Source organism: Cronobacter sp. HA18003 (assembly GCF_011605905.1).
Classification (GTDB): domain Bacteria; phylum Pseudomonadota; class Gammaproteobacteria; order Enterobacterales; family Enterobacteriaceae; genus Cronobacter; species Cronobacter sakazakii.
Genome location: NZ_JAANQO010000011.1, coordinates 1,245,367 through 1,258,902, shown reverse-complemented (window position 1 = coordinate 1,258,902; position 13,536 = coordinate 1,245,367). Strand labels below are relative to the sequence as shown.

Annotated in this window: 12 protein-coding genes; 5 read left to right on the top strand and 7 right to left on the bottom strand. The window is 56.2% G+C overall.

Annotation, left to right across the window (positions count from 1 at the left end; translation table 11 throughout):
- Window positions 1–240 precede the first annotated feature (240 nt).
- Window positions 241–1,524: a YeaH/YhbH family protein gene (locus G6041_RS06995; RefSeq protein WP_041460527.1), complete on the bottom strand. Its 1,284-nt coding sequence runs from the start codon at window positions 1,522–1,524 to the stop codon at window positions 241–243.
- A gap of 122 nt (window positions 1,525–1,646) precedes the next feature.
- Window positions 1,647–3,581 (bottom strand): protein kinase YeaG, encoded by a 1,935-nt coding sequence (gene yeaG / locus G6041_RS06990; protein WP_004386628.1) that lies wholly within the window; start codon window positions 3,579–3,581, stop codon window positions 1,647–1,649.
- Between the two features lie 470 nt (window positions 3,582–4,051).
- Here yeaG and G6041_RS06985 point away from each other — a divergent pair, with 470 nt between their 5' ends.
- Window positions 4,052–4,762: a MipA/OmpV family protein gene (locus G6041_RS06985; protein ID WP_012125030.1), complete on the top strand. Its 711-nt coding sequence runs from the start codon at window positions 4,052–4,054 to the stop codon at window positions 4,760–4,762.
- Window positions 4,763–4,875: 113 nt separating this feature from the next.
- Here the strand turns inward: G6041_RS06985 and G6041_RS06980 are convergent, their stop codons facing one another.
- The gene (locus G6041_RS06980; protein WP_007893940.1) at window positions 4,876–5,763 is read right to left on the bottom strand and encodes a D-hexose-6-phosphate mutarotase; all 888 of its coding nucleotides are present in this window, start codon (window positions 5,761–5,763) and stop codon (window positions 4,876–4,878) included.
- A 76-nt stretch (window positions 5,764–5,839) separates the two neighbouring features.
- The gene (gene gapA, locus G6041_RS06975) at window positions 5,840–6,835 is read right to left on the bottom strand and encodes a glyceraldehyde-3-phosphate dehydrogenase (protein ID WP_004386625.1); all 996 of its coding nucleotides are present in this window, start codon (window positions 6,833–6,835) and stop codon (window positions 5,840–5,842) included.
- Window positions 6,836–7,180: 345 nt separating this feature from the next.
- On the opposite strand from gapA, the gene msrB reads away from it, so the two are divergent.
- Together msrB and G6041_RS06965 are read left to right on the top strand one after the other, a co-directional pair.
- Window positions 7,181–7,594 (top strand): peptide-methionine (R)-S-oxide reductase MsrB, encoded by a 414-nt coding sequence (msrB, locus tag G6041_RS06970; protein WP_004386624.1) that lies wholly within the window; start codon window positions 7,181–7,183, stop codon window positions 7,592–7,594.
- Window positions 7,595–7,634: 40 nt separating this feature from the next.
- Window positions 7,635–7,913, top strand: coding sequence for a YeaC family protein (locus G6041_RS06965; protein WP_041460526.1), 279 nt, complete (start codon window positions 7,635–7,637; stop codon window positions 7,911–7,913).
- 80 nt (window positions 7,914–7,993) lie between these two features.
- Here the strand turns inward: G6041_RS06965 and pncA are convergent, their stop codons facing one another.
- The 3 genes from pncA to sppA form a co-directional block, all read right to left on the bottom strand.
- Window positions 7,994–8,635 (bottom strand): bifunctional nicotinamidase/pyrazinamidase, encoded by a 642-nt coding sequence (gene pncA / locus G6041_RS06960; protein WP_007893943.1) that lies wholly within the window; start codon window positions 8,633–8,635, stop codon window positions 7,994–7,996.
- 12 nt (window positions 8,636–8,647) lie between these two features.
- Window positions 8,648–9,664, bottom strand: coding sequence for an asparaginase (ansA, locus tag G6041_RS06955; RefSeq protein WP_004386621.1), 1,017 nt, complete (start codon window positions 9,662–9,664; stop codon window positions 8,648–8,650).
- Between the two features lie 101 nt (window positions 9,665–9,765).
- A complete protein-coding gene (gene sppA / locus G6041_RS06950; protein WP_012125027.1) occupies window positions 9,766–11,616 on the bottom strand; it encodes a signal peptide peptidase SppA in 1,851 nt (616 codons plus the stop codon).
- A 174-nt stretch (window positions 11,617–11,790) separates the two neighbouring features.
- On the opposite strand from sppA, the gene G6041_RS06945 reads away from it, so the two are divergent.
- Together G6041_RS06945 and selD are read left to right on the top strand one after the other, a co-directional pair.
- Window positions 11,791–12,342 (top strand): NAD(P)H nitroreductase, encoded by a 552-nt coding sequence (locus G6041_RS06945; protein ID WP_014729096.1) that lies wholly within the window; start codon window positions 11,791–11,793, stop codon window positions 12,340–12,342.
- Window positions 12,343–12,489: 147 nt separating this feature from the next.
- Window positions 12,490–13,533 (top strand): selenide, water dikinase SelD, encoded by a 1,044-nt coding sequence (selD, locus tag G6041_RS06940; RefSeq protein ID WP_012125024.1) that lies wholly within the window; start codon window positions 12,490–12,492, stop codon window positions 13,531–13,533.
- The last annotated feature ends 3 nt before the right edge of the window (window positions 13,534–13,536 follow it).

Genomic DNA, 13,536 nt, shown 5'->3' with positions numbered 1-13,536 from the left:
TCACGGTGGTCCTGCGACGGCGCCGCGTCGTTATTTTATAATGCCGCTCACTATAACTGATAGCGAACCGGCTGTAAGTAAAATCTGTAGGGTTATTAATAAGCAGCCTCAGCTTTACTACATATTATGGCTCAATAGTTTCACTTGATTAAGTGACGCTGACATAAAAGTTCAGCGGCACTTTAATTGCGGGTTATTTAATAAGAAAAACGCAGGGCCGACGAACGTCGACCCTGTGGATTAATTCCAGTTTTCACTGGCCTGCTTATGAAAGAGCTCGCGAAATACCGGGTAGATATCATCCTGATCGCGGATATGCTGCATAGCGAAATTCTCATATTTCGCCTGTAAATCTTCATATTCACGCCACAGCGTCTGGTGCGCGCGGCGGGTGATTTCGATATAACTGTAATATCGCACCACTGGCAGGATTTTCTTAGCCAGAATTTCATGACAGAGCGGCGAGTCATCGGCCCAGTTATCGCCATCAGAGGCTTGCGCGGCGTAAATATTCCACTGCGCCGGATCGTAGCGCGCTTTCACCACCTCATCCATCAGCTTAAGCGCGCTGGAAACAATGGTCCCGCCTGTCTCTTGCGAGTAGAAAAACTCATGTTCATCCACTTCTTTCGCCTGCGTATGGTGGCGGATATAGACCACATCGACGTTTTTATAGGTTCGGCTCAGGAACAGATAGAGCAGAATATAAAAGCGTTTGGCCATATCTTTTGTCGCCTGATCCATCGAGCCGGAGACATCCATCAGGCAGAACATGACCGCCTGGCTTGAAGGCTCCGGGCGCTTTTCGAAGTTCTTGTAGCGCAGGTCGAAAGTATCAATAAACGGCACGCGTTCGATTTTGGCGCGCAGTTCGGCAATCTCCTTACGTAACCGCTCCTCTTCGAGCAGTTGTGCCGGTTCGCTTCTCAGGGCTTCTTCGAGATTCGCTTCCAGCTCGCGTAGCGCCCGGCGCTTGCCCGCGGTCATCGCCGTACGGCGCGCCAGGGAATTTTGCAGCGAGCGCACCACGCTGATATTGGCCGGCACGCCGTTAGAGGTGTAGCCGGAGCGATGCGTTTTATACTCGTTTAACTGGCGGTACTGATTCTTTTTCAGATTCGGCAGGGCGAGATCTTCAAACAAGAGATCGAGATACTCATCTTTGGAGATCTGGAAAACGAACTCATCCTGGCCCTCGCCGTCGGCGCTCGCCTGACCCTGGCCGCTACCACCGCCACCTCCGCCGCCCTGTGGGCGCTCAATGCGGTCGTTCTGAACAAAATGATCGTTACCCGGATGCACGCGATGGCGCAGGCCGCCGCGCCCCTGATGGAACATCGGTTCGCTGATATCGTCATTCGGAATGGAGACGGATTCACCACTCTGGACATCGGTCACCGAACGCTTGTTAATCGCCTCGGAGATCGACTGCTTGATCTGTGCTTTATAACGACGCAAGAAGCGCTGGCGGTTTACCGTGCTCTTGTTTTTGCCGTTGAGACGTCGGTCTATGAACCAGGTCATATGCCCCCCGTACTGCATTGCCAACTTTATGCCGAACTCGTATCGCTGCAGGCGCGGTGCGCTCCGGCGTACGGTTCGCTTCGTTGTAGGCCCGGGCGGCGCGAGCACCGCCGGGCGATTTATCAGGACGATTTACGCACGCGCAGATACCATTCGCAAAGCAGACGCACCTGTTTGCGGGTATAGCCTTTTTCCATCATGCGATCGACAAAATCGTCGTGTTTCTTCTGCTCATCAGTGGACGTTTTGGCGTTAAAGGAGATAACCGGCAGCAGCTCCTCGGTGTTCGAGAACATTTTCTTCTCGATAACCGTGCGCAGCTTCTCATAGCTGGTCCAGTTCGGATTGCGGCCATTATTGTTGGCTCGGGCGCGCAGCACGAAGTTGACGATTTCGTTGCGGAAATCTTTCGGGTTGCTGATGCCCGCCGGTTTCTCGATTTTCTCCAGTTCCGCGTTGAGCGATTCGCGATCAAACAGCTGACCAGTATCCGGGTCGCGGTACTCCTGATCCTGGATCCAGAAATCCGCATAGGTGACGTAGCGGTCAAAGATGTTCTGGCCATATTCGGAGTAGGACTCCAGATACGCCGTCTGGATCTCTTTACCGATAAATTCAGCGTATTTCGGGATCAGATAGCCTTTCAGGAATTCGAGATAGCGCTCGGCCTGCTCCTGCGGGAACTGTTCGCGTTCGATCTGCTGCTCCAGCACATAAAAAAGATGCACCGGGTTCGCCGCCACTTCGGTATGATCGAAGTTAAAGACGCGCGAGAGGATTTTGAACGCGAAGCGGGTGGAGAGCCCGTTCATGCCTTCGTCCACGCCCGCGTAGTCGCGATACTCCTGATAAGACTTCGCTTTCGGGTCGGTGTCCTTGAGGCTTTCGCCGTCGTAAACGCGCATTTTTGAGTAAATACTGGAGTTTTCCGGCTCTTTCAGACGCGAAAGGATCGAGAAACGGGCCAGCGTTTCGAGCGTACCGGGCGCGCAGGGGGCATGCGACAGTTCGCTGTGGTTAAGCAGTTTTTCGTAGATTTTGATCTCTTCCGAAATACGCAGGCAGTAAGGCACCTTGACGATATAGACACGGTCCAGGAACGCCTCGTTGTTTTTGTTATTTCTGAAAGTGACCCATTCCGATTCGTTGGAGTGCGCCAGAATGATGCCGTTAAAGGGCAGGGCGGAGATGCCTTCCGTCCCGTTGTAGTTGCCTTCCTGTGTCGCCGTCAGCAGCGGGTGCAGCACTTTAATCGGCGCTTTAAACATCTCGACGAATTCCATCACGCCCTGGTTAGCGCGGCAGAGCGCGCCGGAGTAACCGTAGGCGTCCGGATCGTTTTGCGCGTGGTGCTCAAGCTTACGGATATCCACTTTACCCACCAGCGCGGAGATATCCTGGTTGTTTTCATCGCCCGGCTCGGTTTTCGCGATAGCGATTTGCTCGAGAATCGACGGCCAGACTTTGACGACGCGGAATTTGGTGATGTCGCCGCCAAACTCATGCAGGCGCTTCGCGGCCCACGGCGACATGATAGTACCGAGATAGCGGCGCGGGACGTTGTACTCTTTTTCCAGAATTTGCGCGTCTTCCTGCGGGTTGAAGAGGCACAGCGGGTGATCGTTGACCGGGCTGCGCTCGCCGTTGGCGCTCAGCACATAAATGGGTACGCGCTGCATCAGCGATTTCAGACGCTCGGCAAGCGACGATTTACCGCCGCCCACCGGGCCCAGCAGATAGAGGATCTGTTTCTTCTCTTCCAGACCCTGCGCCGCGTGTTTCAGGTACGACACAATCTGCTCAATGGCCTCTTCCATGCCATAAAACTCTTCAAACGCCGGATACCGGGCGACCACCCGGTTCGAAAAGAGACGGGAGAGCCGTGGCTCCTGGGCAGTATCCACCATCACTGGCTCACCGATGGCCATCAATAGCCGTTCCGCCGCATTTGCATATGCACTGCGATCCTGCCGGCAAACGGTAAGAAATTCCTGCAGTGTGAACTCTTCGTCCTTGGCAGCTTCATAGCGCTGGCGATAGTGATCGAATATATTCATGGCATGCCGTCCTTTCGTTTTTTAGCACAGGTTTAAGAGCCGTTCATATGAATAGTGGAGGCTCCCGGAAGACGTATTCTGAGTACAGCAACCCTAATGCCAACTTAAGCATTTTTTTGCGCGTTGCACTGTGCTACTGCGGTCAGGGTAATGCACCTTCTTAATTTTAAGCGTAGATGGCATTTGAAAATCTTGCATGCCGCCGTTTGAGGGATTCAGTGATTTATCAAGCACTCATCCCGTTGTTTCTGCTGGCGGATTTACATTTATGGCGTGAATTCACCGTCAGGTCATAAAATTGCAAGCCGCCTGTCACGCGAAAATGCGAGGCTGCGCGATCCAATGATGTAAAGAAGTGCGAAAAAATTTGGGGTGAAGCGCAGGGGCGGTTAAACTTCGCGAGCCGATCATTTGACTAAAGGACTTGATGGATTGTGAGCACATTCAAATTTCTGGCACTGGGTGCCGTTATGGCTTCAGCCGCTACCTTTGCGCATGCAGAAGGAAAACTGTCAGTTGGCGCGGGTGCAGGATGGGTAGTCAATCCTTATAAACAGTACGACCGCGATGTTTACCCGCTGCCGGTTATCAACTATGAAGGCGATAATTTCTGGGTGCGCGGTCTGGGTGCGGGATACTACCTGTGGAATGACACCGCCGATAAGCTTTCCATTATGGCGTACTATTCGCCGCTGCACTTTAAGCCGGGCGACAGCGACAGCCGCGCGCTGCGCCGTCTGGATGAGCGCAAAGCAACGCTGATGGCGGGCCTCTCTTACGTGCATAACACGCAGTATGGTTTCCTGCGCACGTCGCTTGCCGCTGATACGCTGGATAACAGCAACGGTATCGTGTGGGATCTCGCGTGGCTCTATCGCTACACCAACGGCGGTCTGACCCTGACGCCGGGCATCGGTGTTGAGTGGAGCAGTGAAAACCAGAACGACTACTACTATGGCGTGAGCGGCAAAGAGTCGCGCCGCAGCGGGCTTAACCGCTATGACGCTGACGATGGCTGGGCGCCGTATGCCGAGCTGACCGCCACTTATCGTCTATCTGACAGCTGGAGCGTTTACGGCAGCGGCCGTTACACCCATCTTAGCGACGAAGCGAAAGACAGCCCGATGGTGGACCGTTCCTGGTCTGCGCTGCTGTCTACCGGCGTGACTTACACGTTCTGATTCGTAATGCTATCTACTGGGGCGCCTTCGGGTGCCCTTTTTTATGGCGCAATTTTATGGAAAACAGGGAAGGGCGTAAAAAATGGCCCCGCGAATCGCGAGGCCGTAAGTTATCAGGCTTTTTTGATAACGCGCAGCGTCTGGGAGAGGCGCGAAGGTTTATCTTCACGCGTCTGCTGCGGCGTGGTTACGCAGGCGGTTTCCACGCAAACGAACGTCTTATAACCGTCGTCCGGCATGTCGCCCATGCTGACCGAGAGCGCCGGGCCCGGGTTCCAGCCCACCACGTTGCTGTTGTGGTGATGCACCACTTCGATGGTACGGTTAAGCGCACCGTCATGGATCAGGCTGCACCCTTCCGGGTTCAGGTAAACGCGATCGGTACGGTCCGGGAATGTCTGCACGCCGCCGTTGAGTTTGCCTTCCTCACCACCGTTGACTTTGTCGAGATAGGCCTCGCCAAGCCCGCTCACTTTGACTTCTGCAATATCGCCCACGTTGAAATAGGAGTGCAGCGCGGAGGTGGTTTCGAATTCGCCGTGCGCTTCCAGTTCCATTTCGCAGGTTTTGCCGAGCTTATAGCGCGCATAGAGCGTGAAATCGTGCGGCCAGAGCTTACGGCTTGCGTCGCTGGCGTGCAGTTCGAACGTCAGCACCACGCCGTTATCGTCTTCATTATGGGCGCTTAAGTTCCACGGCAGATTACGTGCGAAACCATGCGAGGGCAGATCTTTTTGCGCCGACGGGCCAAACCACGGCCAGCAGATCGGCACGCCGCCGCGCAGCGCGACGCCTTTTTTAAACGGCGTGTTGGCGCTCAGCCATAACACCTCTTCTTCACCAGCCGGTTTCCAGCACAGCAGGTGCGCGCCCTGCAGCGCCACGGCGGCGCGAACCTGCGGGTGGTCGATAACGATGATATCCAGCTCGTCATGCTGACGACGGGAGAGGTAAGGCGTTAACTGCTCAGACACCGGCAGGGCAAAAAGCGTATTGATCATTTCTGGCAATCCTCTGTCTTAAATCCAAATAAAAAGGGCGACCGAAGTCGCCCTTAAGATCAGAATCTCATCTCACTTATTTGGAGATGTGAGCGATCAGGTCCAGTACTTTGTTGGAGTAGCCGGTTTCGTTGTCGTACCAGGAAACCAGTTTCACGAAGTTGTCGTTCAGTGCGATACCTGCTTTAGCATCGAACACGGAAGTGCATACTTCGCCGTTGAAGTCGGTGGAAACCACGTCATCTTCGGTGTAACCCAGAACGCCTTTCATTTCGCCTTCAGCGGCTTTCTTGATAGCGTCTTTGATCTGCTCGTAGGTCGCTGCTTTTTCCAGACGAACGGTCAGGTCAACAACGGATACGTTCGGGGTCGGAACACGGAACGCCATACCAGTCAGTTTGCCGTTCAGTTCCGGCAGCACTTTACCTACTGCTTTAGCTGCGCCGGTAGAGGACGGGATGATGTTCTGAGCCGCGCCACGGCCGCCGCGCCAGTCTTTGTGAGACGGGCCGTCAACGGTTTTCTGAGTCGCGGTGGTCGCGTGAACGGTCGTCATCAGACCTTCGATGATGCCGAAGTTGTCGTTGATAACTTTCGCCAGCGGTGCCAGGCAGTTGGTGGTGCAGGAAGCGTTGGACACGATGTCCTGGCCTGCATATTTATCAAAGTTAGCGCCACGAACGAACATCGGGGTGTTGTCTTTGGACGGGCCAGTCAGAACAACTTTTTTCGCGCCAGCGGTGATGTGTTTACGTGCGGTTTCGTCGGTCAGGAAGATACCGGTTGCTTCAGCAACCACGTCCACGCCCACTTCGTCCCACTTCAGGTTAGCCGGGTCTTTTTCAGCGGTAACGCGGATTTTTTTACCGTTAACGATCAGATGACCGTCTTTAACTTCAACGGTACCGTCGAAACGACCGTGAGTAGAGTCATACTTCAGCATGTAGGCCATGTAGTCAGCGTCTAACAGGTCGTTGATTGCAACGATCTCGATGTCAGAACGTTTCTGAGCAGCACGGAAAACAATGCGACCGATACGGCCAAAACCGTTGATACCTACTTTGATAGTCATATATTCCACCAGCTATTTGTTAGTGAATAAAAGGTTGGCTGTAAAATTACAAAAACCTTACGCAGCGTCAAGCGGAATCGTGTCAATCATTGCGACAAATCAATCCTGTGGACAAGCTTTGCACGACTGACTCACCTCACTCTTCCTTTTGGGCTCAGGTCCATATGGGGACACCGAGAGGAATTTAAAAGGGCGTCGAAAACAAAAGTGTGATGTTAATCACGTTTGCTTGTCAGCTGCATTTTCAGTGCTAAGTTTAGACCAAAAGTGTACGCGTTACTGTTAATGTTTTGTTAGAATAATGCAGGTAATGTAACTGCTTAAACCTCCCCGAGATGTCACCTTATGGCCAATCAAAACTCCCAGGACGACCTGAAAAACACCCTGACGGAAATGCAGTTTTACGTCACCCAGAATCACGGCACGGAACCGCCGTATACCGGGCGTCTGCTGCATAACAAGCGTGATGGCGTCTACCACTGTCTGGTGTGCGATGCGCCGCTGTTTAACTCTGAAACTAAGTATGATTCGGGCTGCGGCTGGCCGAGTTTTTACGAGCCGGTAAGCGAGGACTCGATCCGTTACCTTAACGATTACTCGCACGGCATGCAGCGCATCGAAATCCGCTGCGGCAACTGTGATGCGCACCTGGGACACGTGTTCCCGGATGGCCCGCAACCGACCGGCGAACGCTACTGCGTCAATTCGGCGTCGCTGAGCTTCACCGATGACGATAACGGCGAGCAAATCAAAGGTTGAAGAATCGATTCAGCAAATTATTCCACTGGAGCGTGATTTTATGAACCTGGAAGACCTGATTAGCAGCATGACGCCGGAGGTTTACGAGCGTCTCGCGACCGCCGTAGAACTCGGAAAATGGCCCGACGGCGTGGCGCTGACGCCCGAGCAGAAAGAAAACAGCCTGCAACTGGTGATGCTCTGGCAGATGCGCCACAACACCCATCCGCAGCATATGACGATCGGCACGGACGGCCAGCTGGTGATGAAAAGCAAGCAGCAGCTGAAGGCGGAGTTCGGTATCAATCAGCAGCCTATCGCCACGCTCAAGCCTGAATGAGCTGAAGGGTGCTGAAGCAAAAAAAGGCCGCGGATTGCAAAGCGGCCTTTTTTTATGAAGCAACGGATGCCTGATGCAGTTTACGCCTGCGTTTCGCGCCAGTCGTCAAGCGTATAGAGTGTGGCGCCACTCGCCGCCATCTCCTGAAACGCCAGCATACTGGCCTGCGGCGTCAGGTTAACGCCGCGGCAGCCGTCGGTAATCACGTTCACCGTATACCCCAGGCTCAGCGCGTCGAGCACCGTGTATTTGACGCAGTAGTCGGTGGCAAGCCCCATGACGATCAACTCGCTTACGCCATGCTCGCGAAGCCAGGCGTCGAGCGCGGTTTTCTGGCGGTGCCCGTTATCGAAAAACGCGCTGTAGCTGTCAATCGCCGGGTTTTCGCCTTTGTAAAAGCGCTGCTCAATGGCCTTCTGGTTCAGCAGCGGATGGAGCGCCGCGCCGTCGCTCTCCTGAATGCAGTGATCGGGCCACCAGGTCTGCGGCAGGCCGTCCAGCGTGCCTTGCGTGAACGGCTCGGCGTGCTGAACAGAAGCAAAGCTGCCGTGATTCGCCGGGTGCCAGTCCTGGCTTGCCACCACCGGCTCGCCGCGACTCTGGCACCATTCAATCATCGCGTTCGCGATATCCACCGTGCTGTCGCCTTCCGCGACCGCCAGCGCGCCGCCGGCGCAAAAATCGTTTTGCAGATCCACCAGCAGCAGGGCGCGTGAGTTCATACCATGCTCCTTTTAATCGTCCGGGGTCAGCTCGCCGCGCAGGTTACGCATCATCGCTTCGCGAATCGCCTGCGGCTCCAGCCCCTGGCTTAACAGATAATGCAGTTTGGTGAGCGTCGCCTCGACGGTCATGTCGAAGCCGCTGATAACGCCCGCATGGGCCAGCGCGTTGCCGGTGGCGTAGCCGCCCATGTTGACTTTACCGGACATACACTGCGTCAGGTTAACCACCACAATCCCGCGCGAGCACGCTTCCTGCAACTCTTTCAGAAAATCGCCGTGCTGCGGCGCGTTGCCGACGCCATAAGAGCGCAGGATCAACGCCCGCACCGGCTGGCGTAAAAAGTTACGCACCACGTCAGCGGAGATCCCCGGATAGATAGTCACTACGCCGATAGGCTGCGGCGTAATGGTATGCACGCGCAACTCGCCGTGGCCGTGAGGCGCGGGCGGCGTATTCAGGCGACGAATATGAATGCCCGCTTCCAGCAGCGGCGGCAGATTAGGAGAAGCGAACGCGTCGAAACCGTCAGCGTGGGCTTTGGTGGTACGGTTGCCACGATAGAGCCGGTTGTTGAAGAACAGCGTCACTTCGCTAATCGGGTAGTTCGCCGCCACGTAGAGTGAGTTAAGCAGGTTGATCTGCCCGTCGGAGCGCAGCTCCGCGAGCGGGATCTGCGAGCCGGTAACGATAACCGGTTTGCTCAGATTTTCCAGCATAAACGAGAGCGCCGACGCCGTGAACGCCATCGTATCGGTGCCATGAAGGATAACGAAGCCGTCATACTCATCGTAATGGGCTTTGATATCTTCGGCGATATGCTGCCAGTCCTGCGGCGTCATATCGGACGAGTCCATCAGGGGCGCATATTCGTGAATGGTGAAATCCGGCATTTCGGGGCGGTGGAACTCCGGCATCTGGGCGAGCTGCTGCTGGAGATGGCCGGAAACGGGAATGTAGCCGTGTTCGGAGCGTTGCATACCGATGGTGCCGCCGGTATAGGCAACGTAAATCGATTTCTTTTGCATAGGTCAGCTTTCGTTGTGCATAAACCCGCGCAGTATAGAGGTGCTGCGCAAAAAAATCAGCCCGGCGCTGGCCGGGCTGTGACAGGGTCGACGCTGAGGCGTTAGCGCACGTCGCCGCAGGTGAGGCAGAAGGCGTAACGGTTCTGCGGATCGTTAAAGGCTGCGAGCTTATCGCCTTCCTTCATCGCCGCCAGCGCCGCATCGGCCACTGGCGCAGGCAGCCAGGCCTGAAGCGCCTGCGGCAGCATCGCGTGCACCGAGCCGGTCAGGTTGGCAATCACCATATCGATAAAGCCCGGCTCATCCTGGTAGAAATCGAGATGCCAGGATTTCAGCTTCGCAAGCTCGGCGGCTTTCTTCACGGCGTCGTCGAAATCGCCGAGACTGTCCACCAGACCGTTTTGCTTCGCGTCTTCACCCGTCCAGACGTGGCCCTGCGCTATCTGGTCAATCTGCTGCGGGGTTTTGTTACGCGACTGCGCCACCAGGCCGATAAAGCGCTGATAACCGTTTTCGATAGTCAACTGCATCAGCTTCTGCACTTCCGGTGGCAGCGCTTTGGTCACCGACACTTCCGCGAGCGGTGAGGTCGCCACGCCGTCGGTATGCACGCCAATCGCATCCAGGCTGTTTTCCACGGTGTTGATAACACCAAAGATGCCGATAGAGCCGGTGAGCGTGCTGGGGTTCGCAACGATGTAGTTAGCGGGTGTGGAGATCCAGTAACCGCCGGACGCCGCCATGCCGCCCATCGACACCACCACCGGTTTACCGGCTTCTTTCGCCGCCGCCAGCTCCTGACGGATGGTTTCAGAGGCGGTCACGCTGCCGCCAGGGCTGTTCACCCGCAGCACAATGGCTTTCACTTTCGGGTCAAGACGCGCGTCGCGGATCTGCGCGGCAGTGGTATCACCGCCGACGTTCCCCGGCGTCTCTTCGCCATCCATGATGGCACCATTAGCGAACACCACAGCAATGCTTTCGCCCTGTTCGGACGGCTTGTTCACCGGGTAGTCGTAAATACTGACGGCGCGGAAATCTTTATCCTTGTCGCTCCAGCCAAACTGTTTCACCAGCGCTTTGTCGACAGTCGCGCTGCTTGCGAGCTCATCCACCAGCTTATTGTCGAGCGCATATTTCGCGGTATCGCCGCCAGCGGCTTCGAGCCCTGCGATCATCGCCTGCGCCCCAGGGAAGATCTGGCTTGCCGGTACCTGACGGTTAGCGGCGATCGTGCCGAGATAGTTCTGCCACAACTCGCCAATCCAGCGGCTGTCCGCCTCACGAGCGGCGGGTGACATATCGTCGCGGATAAACGGCTCGACGGCGGATTTATAGGTGCCGACGCGGAACACATGCGTAGTCACTTTGAGCTTATCGAGCAGCGATTTGTAGTAGAGGCCATTGGTGGCGAAGCCGTGCAGATCGACGGTGCCCTGCGGCGAGAGCCAAATCTTATTGGCGAAGCTCGCGAGATAATACTGGCCCTGACTGTAGCTATCGCCAATCGCATACACCGGCTTACCGGCGTCGCGGAATTCGCGCAGCGCCTTACCGATATACTGCATCGATGGCTGATCGGCCCCGGCGAAATCTTTCAGATCCAGCACGATGCCGGTGATATTGCGGTCGTCTTTCGCCTGGCGGATCGCGTTGACGATATCAAACAGCGAATTTTCCTGTAAGCGGTCAGAGCTTGCGCCAAAGAGCTGACGGCCCAGCGCGCCAAGCTTATTATTGACCGACGGTTTATCCACCACCACGCCGCTGATATTAAGCAGCAGCGCGCCGCGTCCAGGCTCAGACGGGCCGCTGTTAAACTGCATCCAGACGCCGACGCACACCAGCACCAGCAGGAGAAACAGCAGATTCATCACCAGCTCTCTGATGATATTGAGCAGGCGCCAGGTCCACTTAAAGAATCCGGCAATAATTCGCCAAAGGGTACGCATTTACTCTCCCTAATCCGTGAATAACGGGGAACCCCGTAACCTCCCGCTACAGGCGGGACGCCGACAAAGTGTAAATACCACAGGCGGGCTTGTCAGCAGGAAACGCGGGCAGGGTGTAACAAAACATACCGCTGTGTTAATTTTATGAGTAAAAATCATCAAAGGAGAGTTGAGATGGATGCATTAGATATGCTGGTCAACCGCCGCAGCGCCTCACGTCTCGCTGAGCCTGCGCCAACGGGCGACGCGCTGGAAAACATTCTGCGGGCGGGCATGCGCGCGCCGGATCACGGCACACTGCAGCCGTGGCGTTTCTTTGTTATCGAAGGCGAAGGGCGCGAGCGCTTCAGCGCGCTGCTGGAAAAAGCCGCCATCGCTGACGGCCAGGATGAAAAAGCCATCGACAAAGCCCGCAACGCGCCGTTTCGCGCGCCGCTTATCATCACTGTGGTGGCGCATTGTGAAGAACACCACAAAGTGCCGCACTGGGAACAGGTGGTCAGCGCCGGTTGCGCGGTGATGGCGATGCAGATGGCGGCGCTCGCCCAGGGCTTTAACGGCATCTGGCGCAGCGGGCCATTCACCGATAACGCTCTGGTGCGTGAGGCTTTTGCGTGCCGCGAACAGGATCAGATTGTCGGTTTTCTCTACCTCGGCACCCCGCAGCTGAAGGCCTCCACCACGATTAACCTGCCGGACACCGCCCCCTTCGTGCGTCATTTCTGAAGCCCGCGCGCAAAACTGTCTGGATTGTGAGCAAAAGCGGCGCAATTCAGACAGTCATACTTACCACCCCGTCTTTCTGGCGCTACCATAAGCGCGCTTTATCGAACGATAACGATCACCTGATTCTGACCAAACAAGGAGCGGTCCATGAGTGAGCAAGCGATTCGTCTGACCCAGTACAGCCACGGAGCAGGTTGTGGTTGTAAAATTTCCCCGAAAGTGCTGGAAACCATCCTGCACAGCGATCAGGCGAAGTTTATCGACCCCAACTTGCTTGTCGGCAACGAAACGCGTGACGACGCGGCGGTGTATGATCTCGGCAACGGCACGAGCGTTATCAGCACCACGGATTTCTTCATGCCCATCGTGGACAACCCGTTCGATTTTGGCCGTATCGCTGCGACCAACGCCATCAGCGACATCTACGCGATGGGCGGTAAACCGATCATGGCGATTGCGATCCTCGGCTGGCCGGTTAACACGCTCGCGCCGGAAATCGCGCGCGAGGTCGTGGAAGGCGGGCGCTTTGCGTGTCAGCAGGCGGGCATCGCGCTGGCGGGCGGCCACTCCATCGACGCGCCGGAGCCGATTTTCGGCCTGGCGGTCACAGGCGTCGTGCCGACCGAACGCGTGAAGAAAAACAGCACCGCCGAGGCGGGCTGCAAACTCTTTCTCACCAAGCCGCTGGGTATCGGCGTGCTGACCACCGCTGAGAAAAAATCGCTGCTGCGCCCGGAACATCAAAATCTTGCGACAGAAGTGATGTGCACCATGAATAAAGCGGGCGCTGATTTCGCAGAGATCGACGGCGTGAGAGCGATGACGGATGTCACCGGCTTCGGGCTGCTGGGGCACCTCAGCGAAGTGTGCCAGGGCGCGGGCCTGCAGGCGGAGCTCTGGTATGAGGCCGTGCCGAAATTGCCAGGCGTTGAAGAATACATCGCGCAGGGCGCGGTGCCGGGCGGCACCAGCCGTAACTTTGCGAGCTACGGCCACCTGATGGGCGATATGCCGGACGCCTGGCGCAGCCTGCTGTGCGATCCGCAAACCTCCGGCGGCCTGCTGCTGGCGGTGGAGCCCGCCGCAGAAGCGCAGGTGCAGGCCGTGGCGGCAAAGCATGGCATCACGCTTAGCGCCATCGGCGAGCTGAAAACCGCGCGCGGCGGCCGTCCGATGGTGGAGATTCGCTAATCG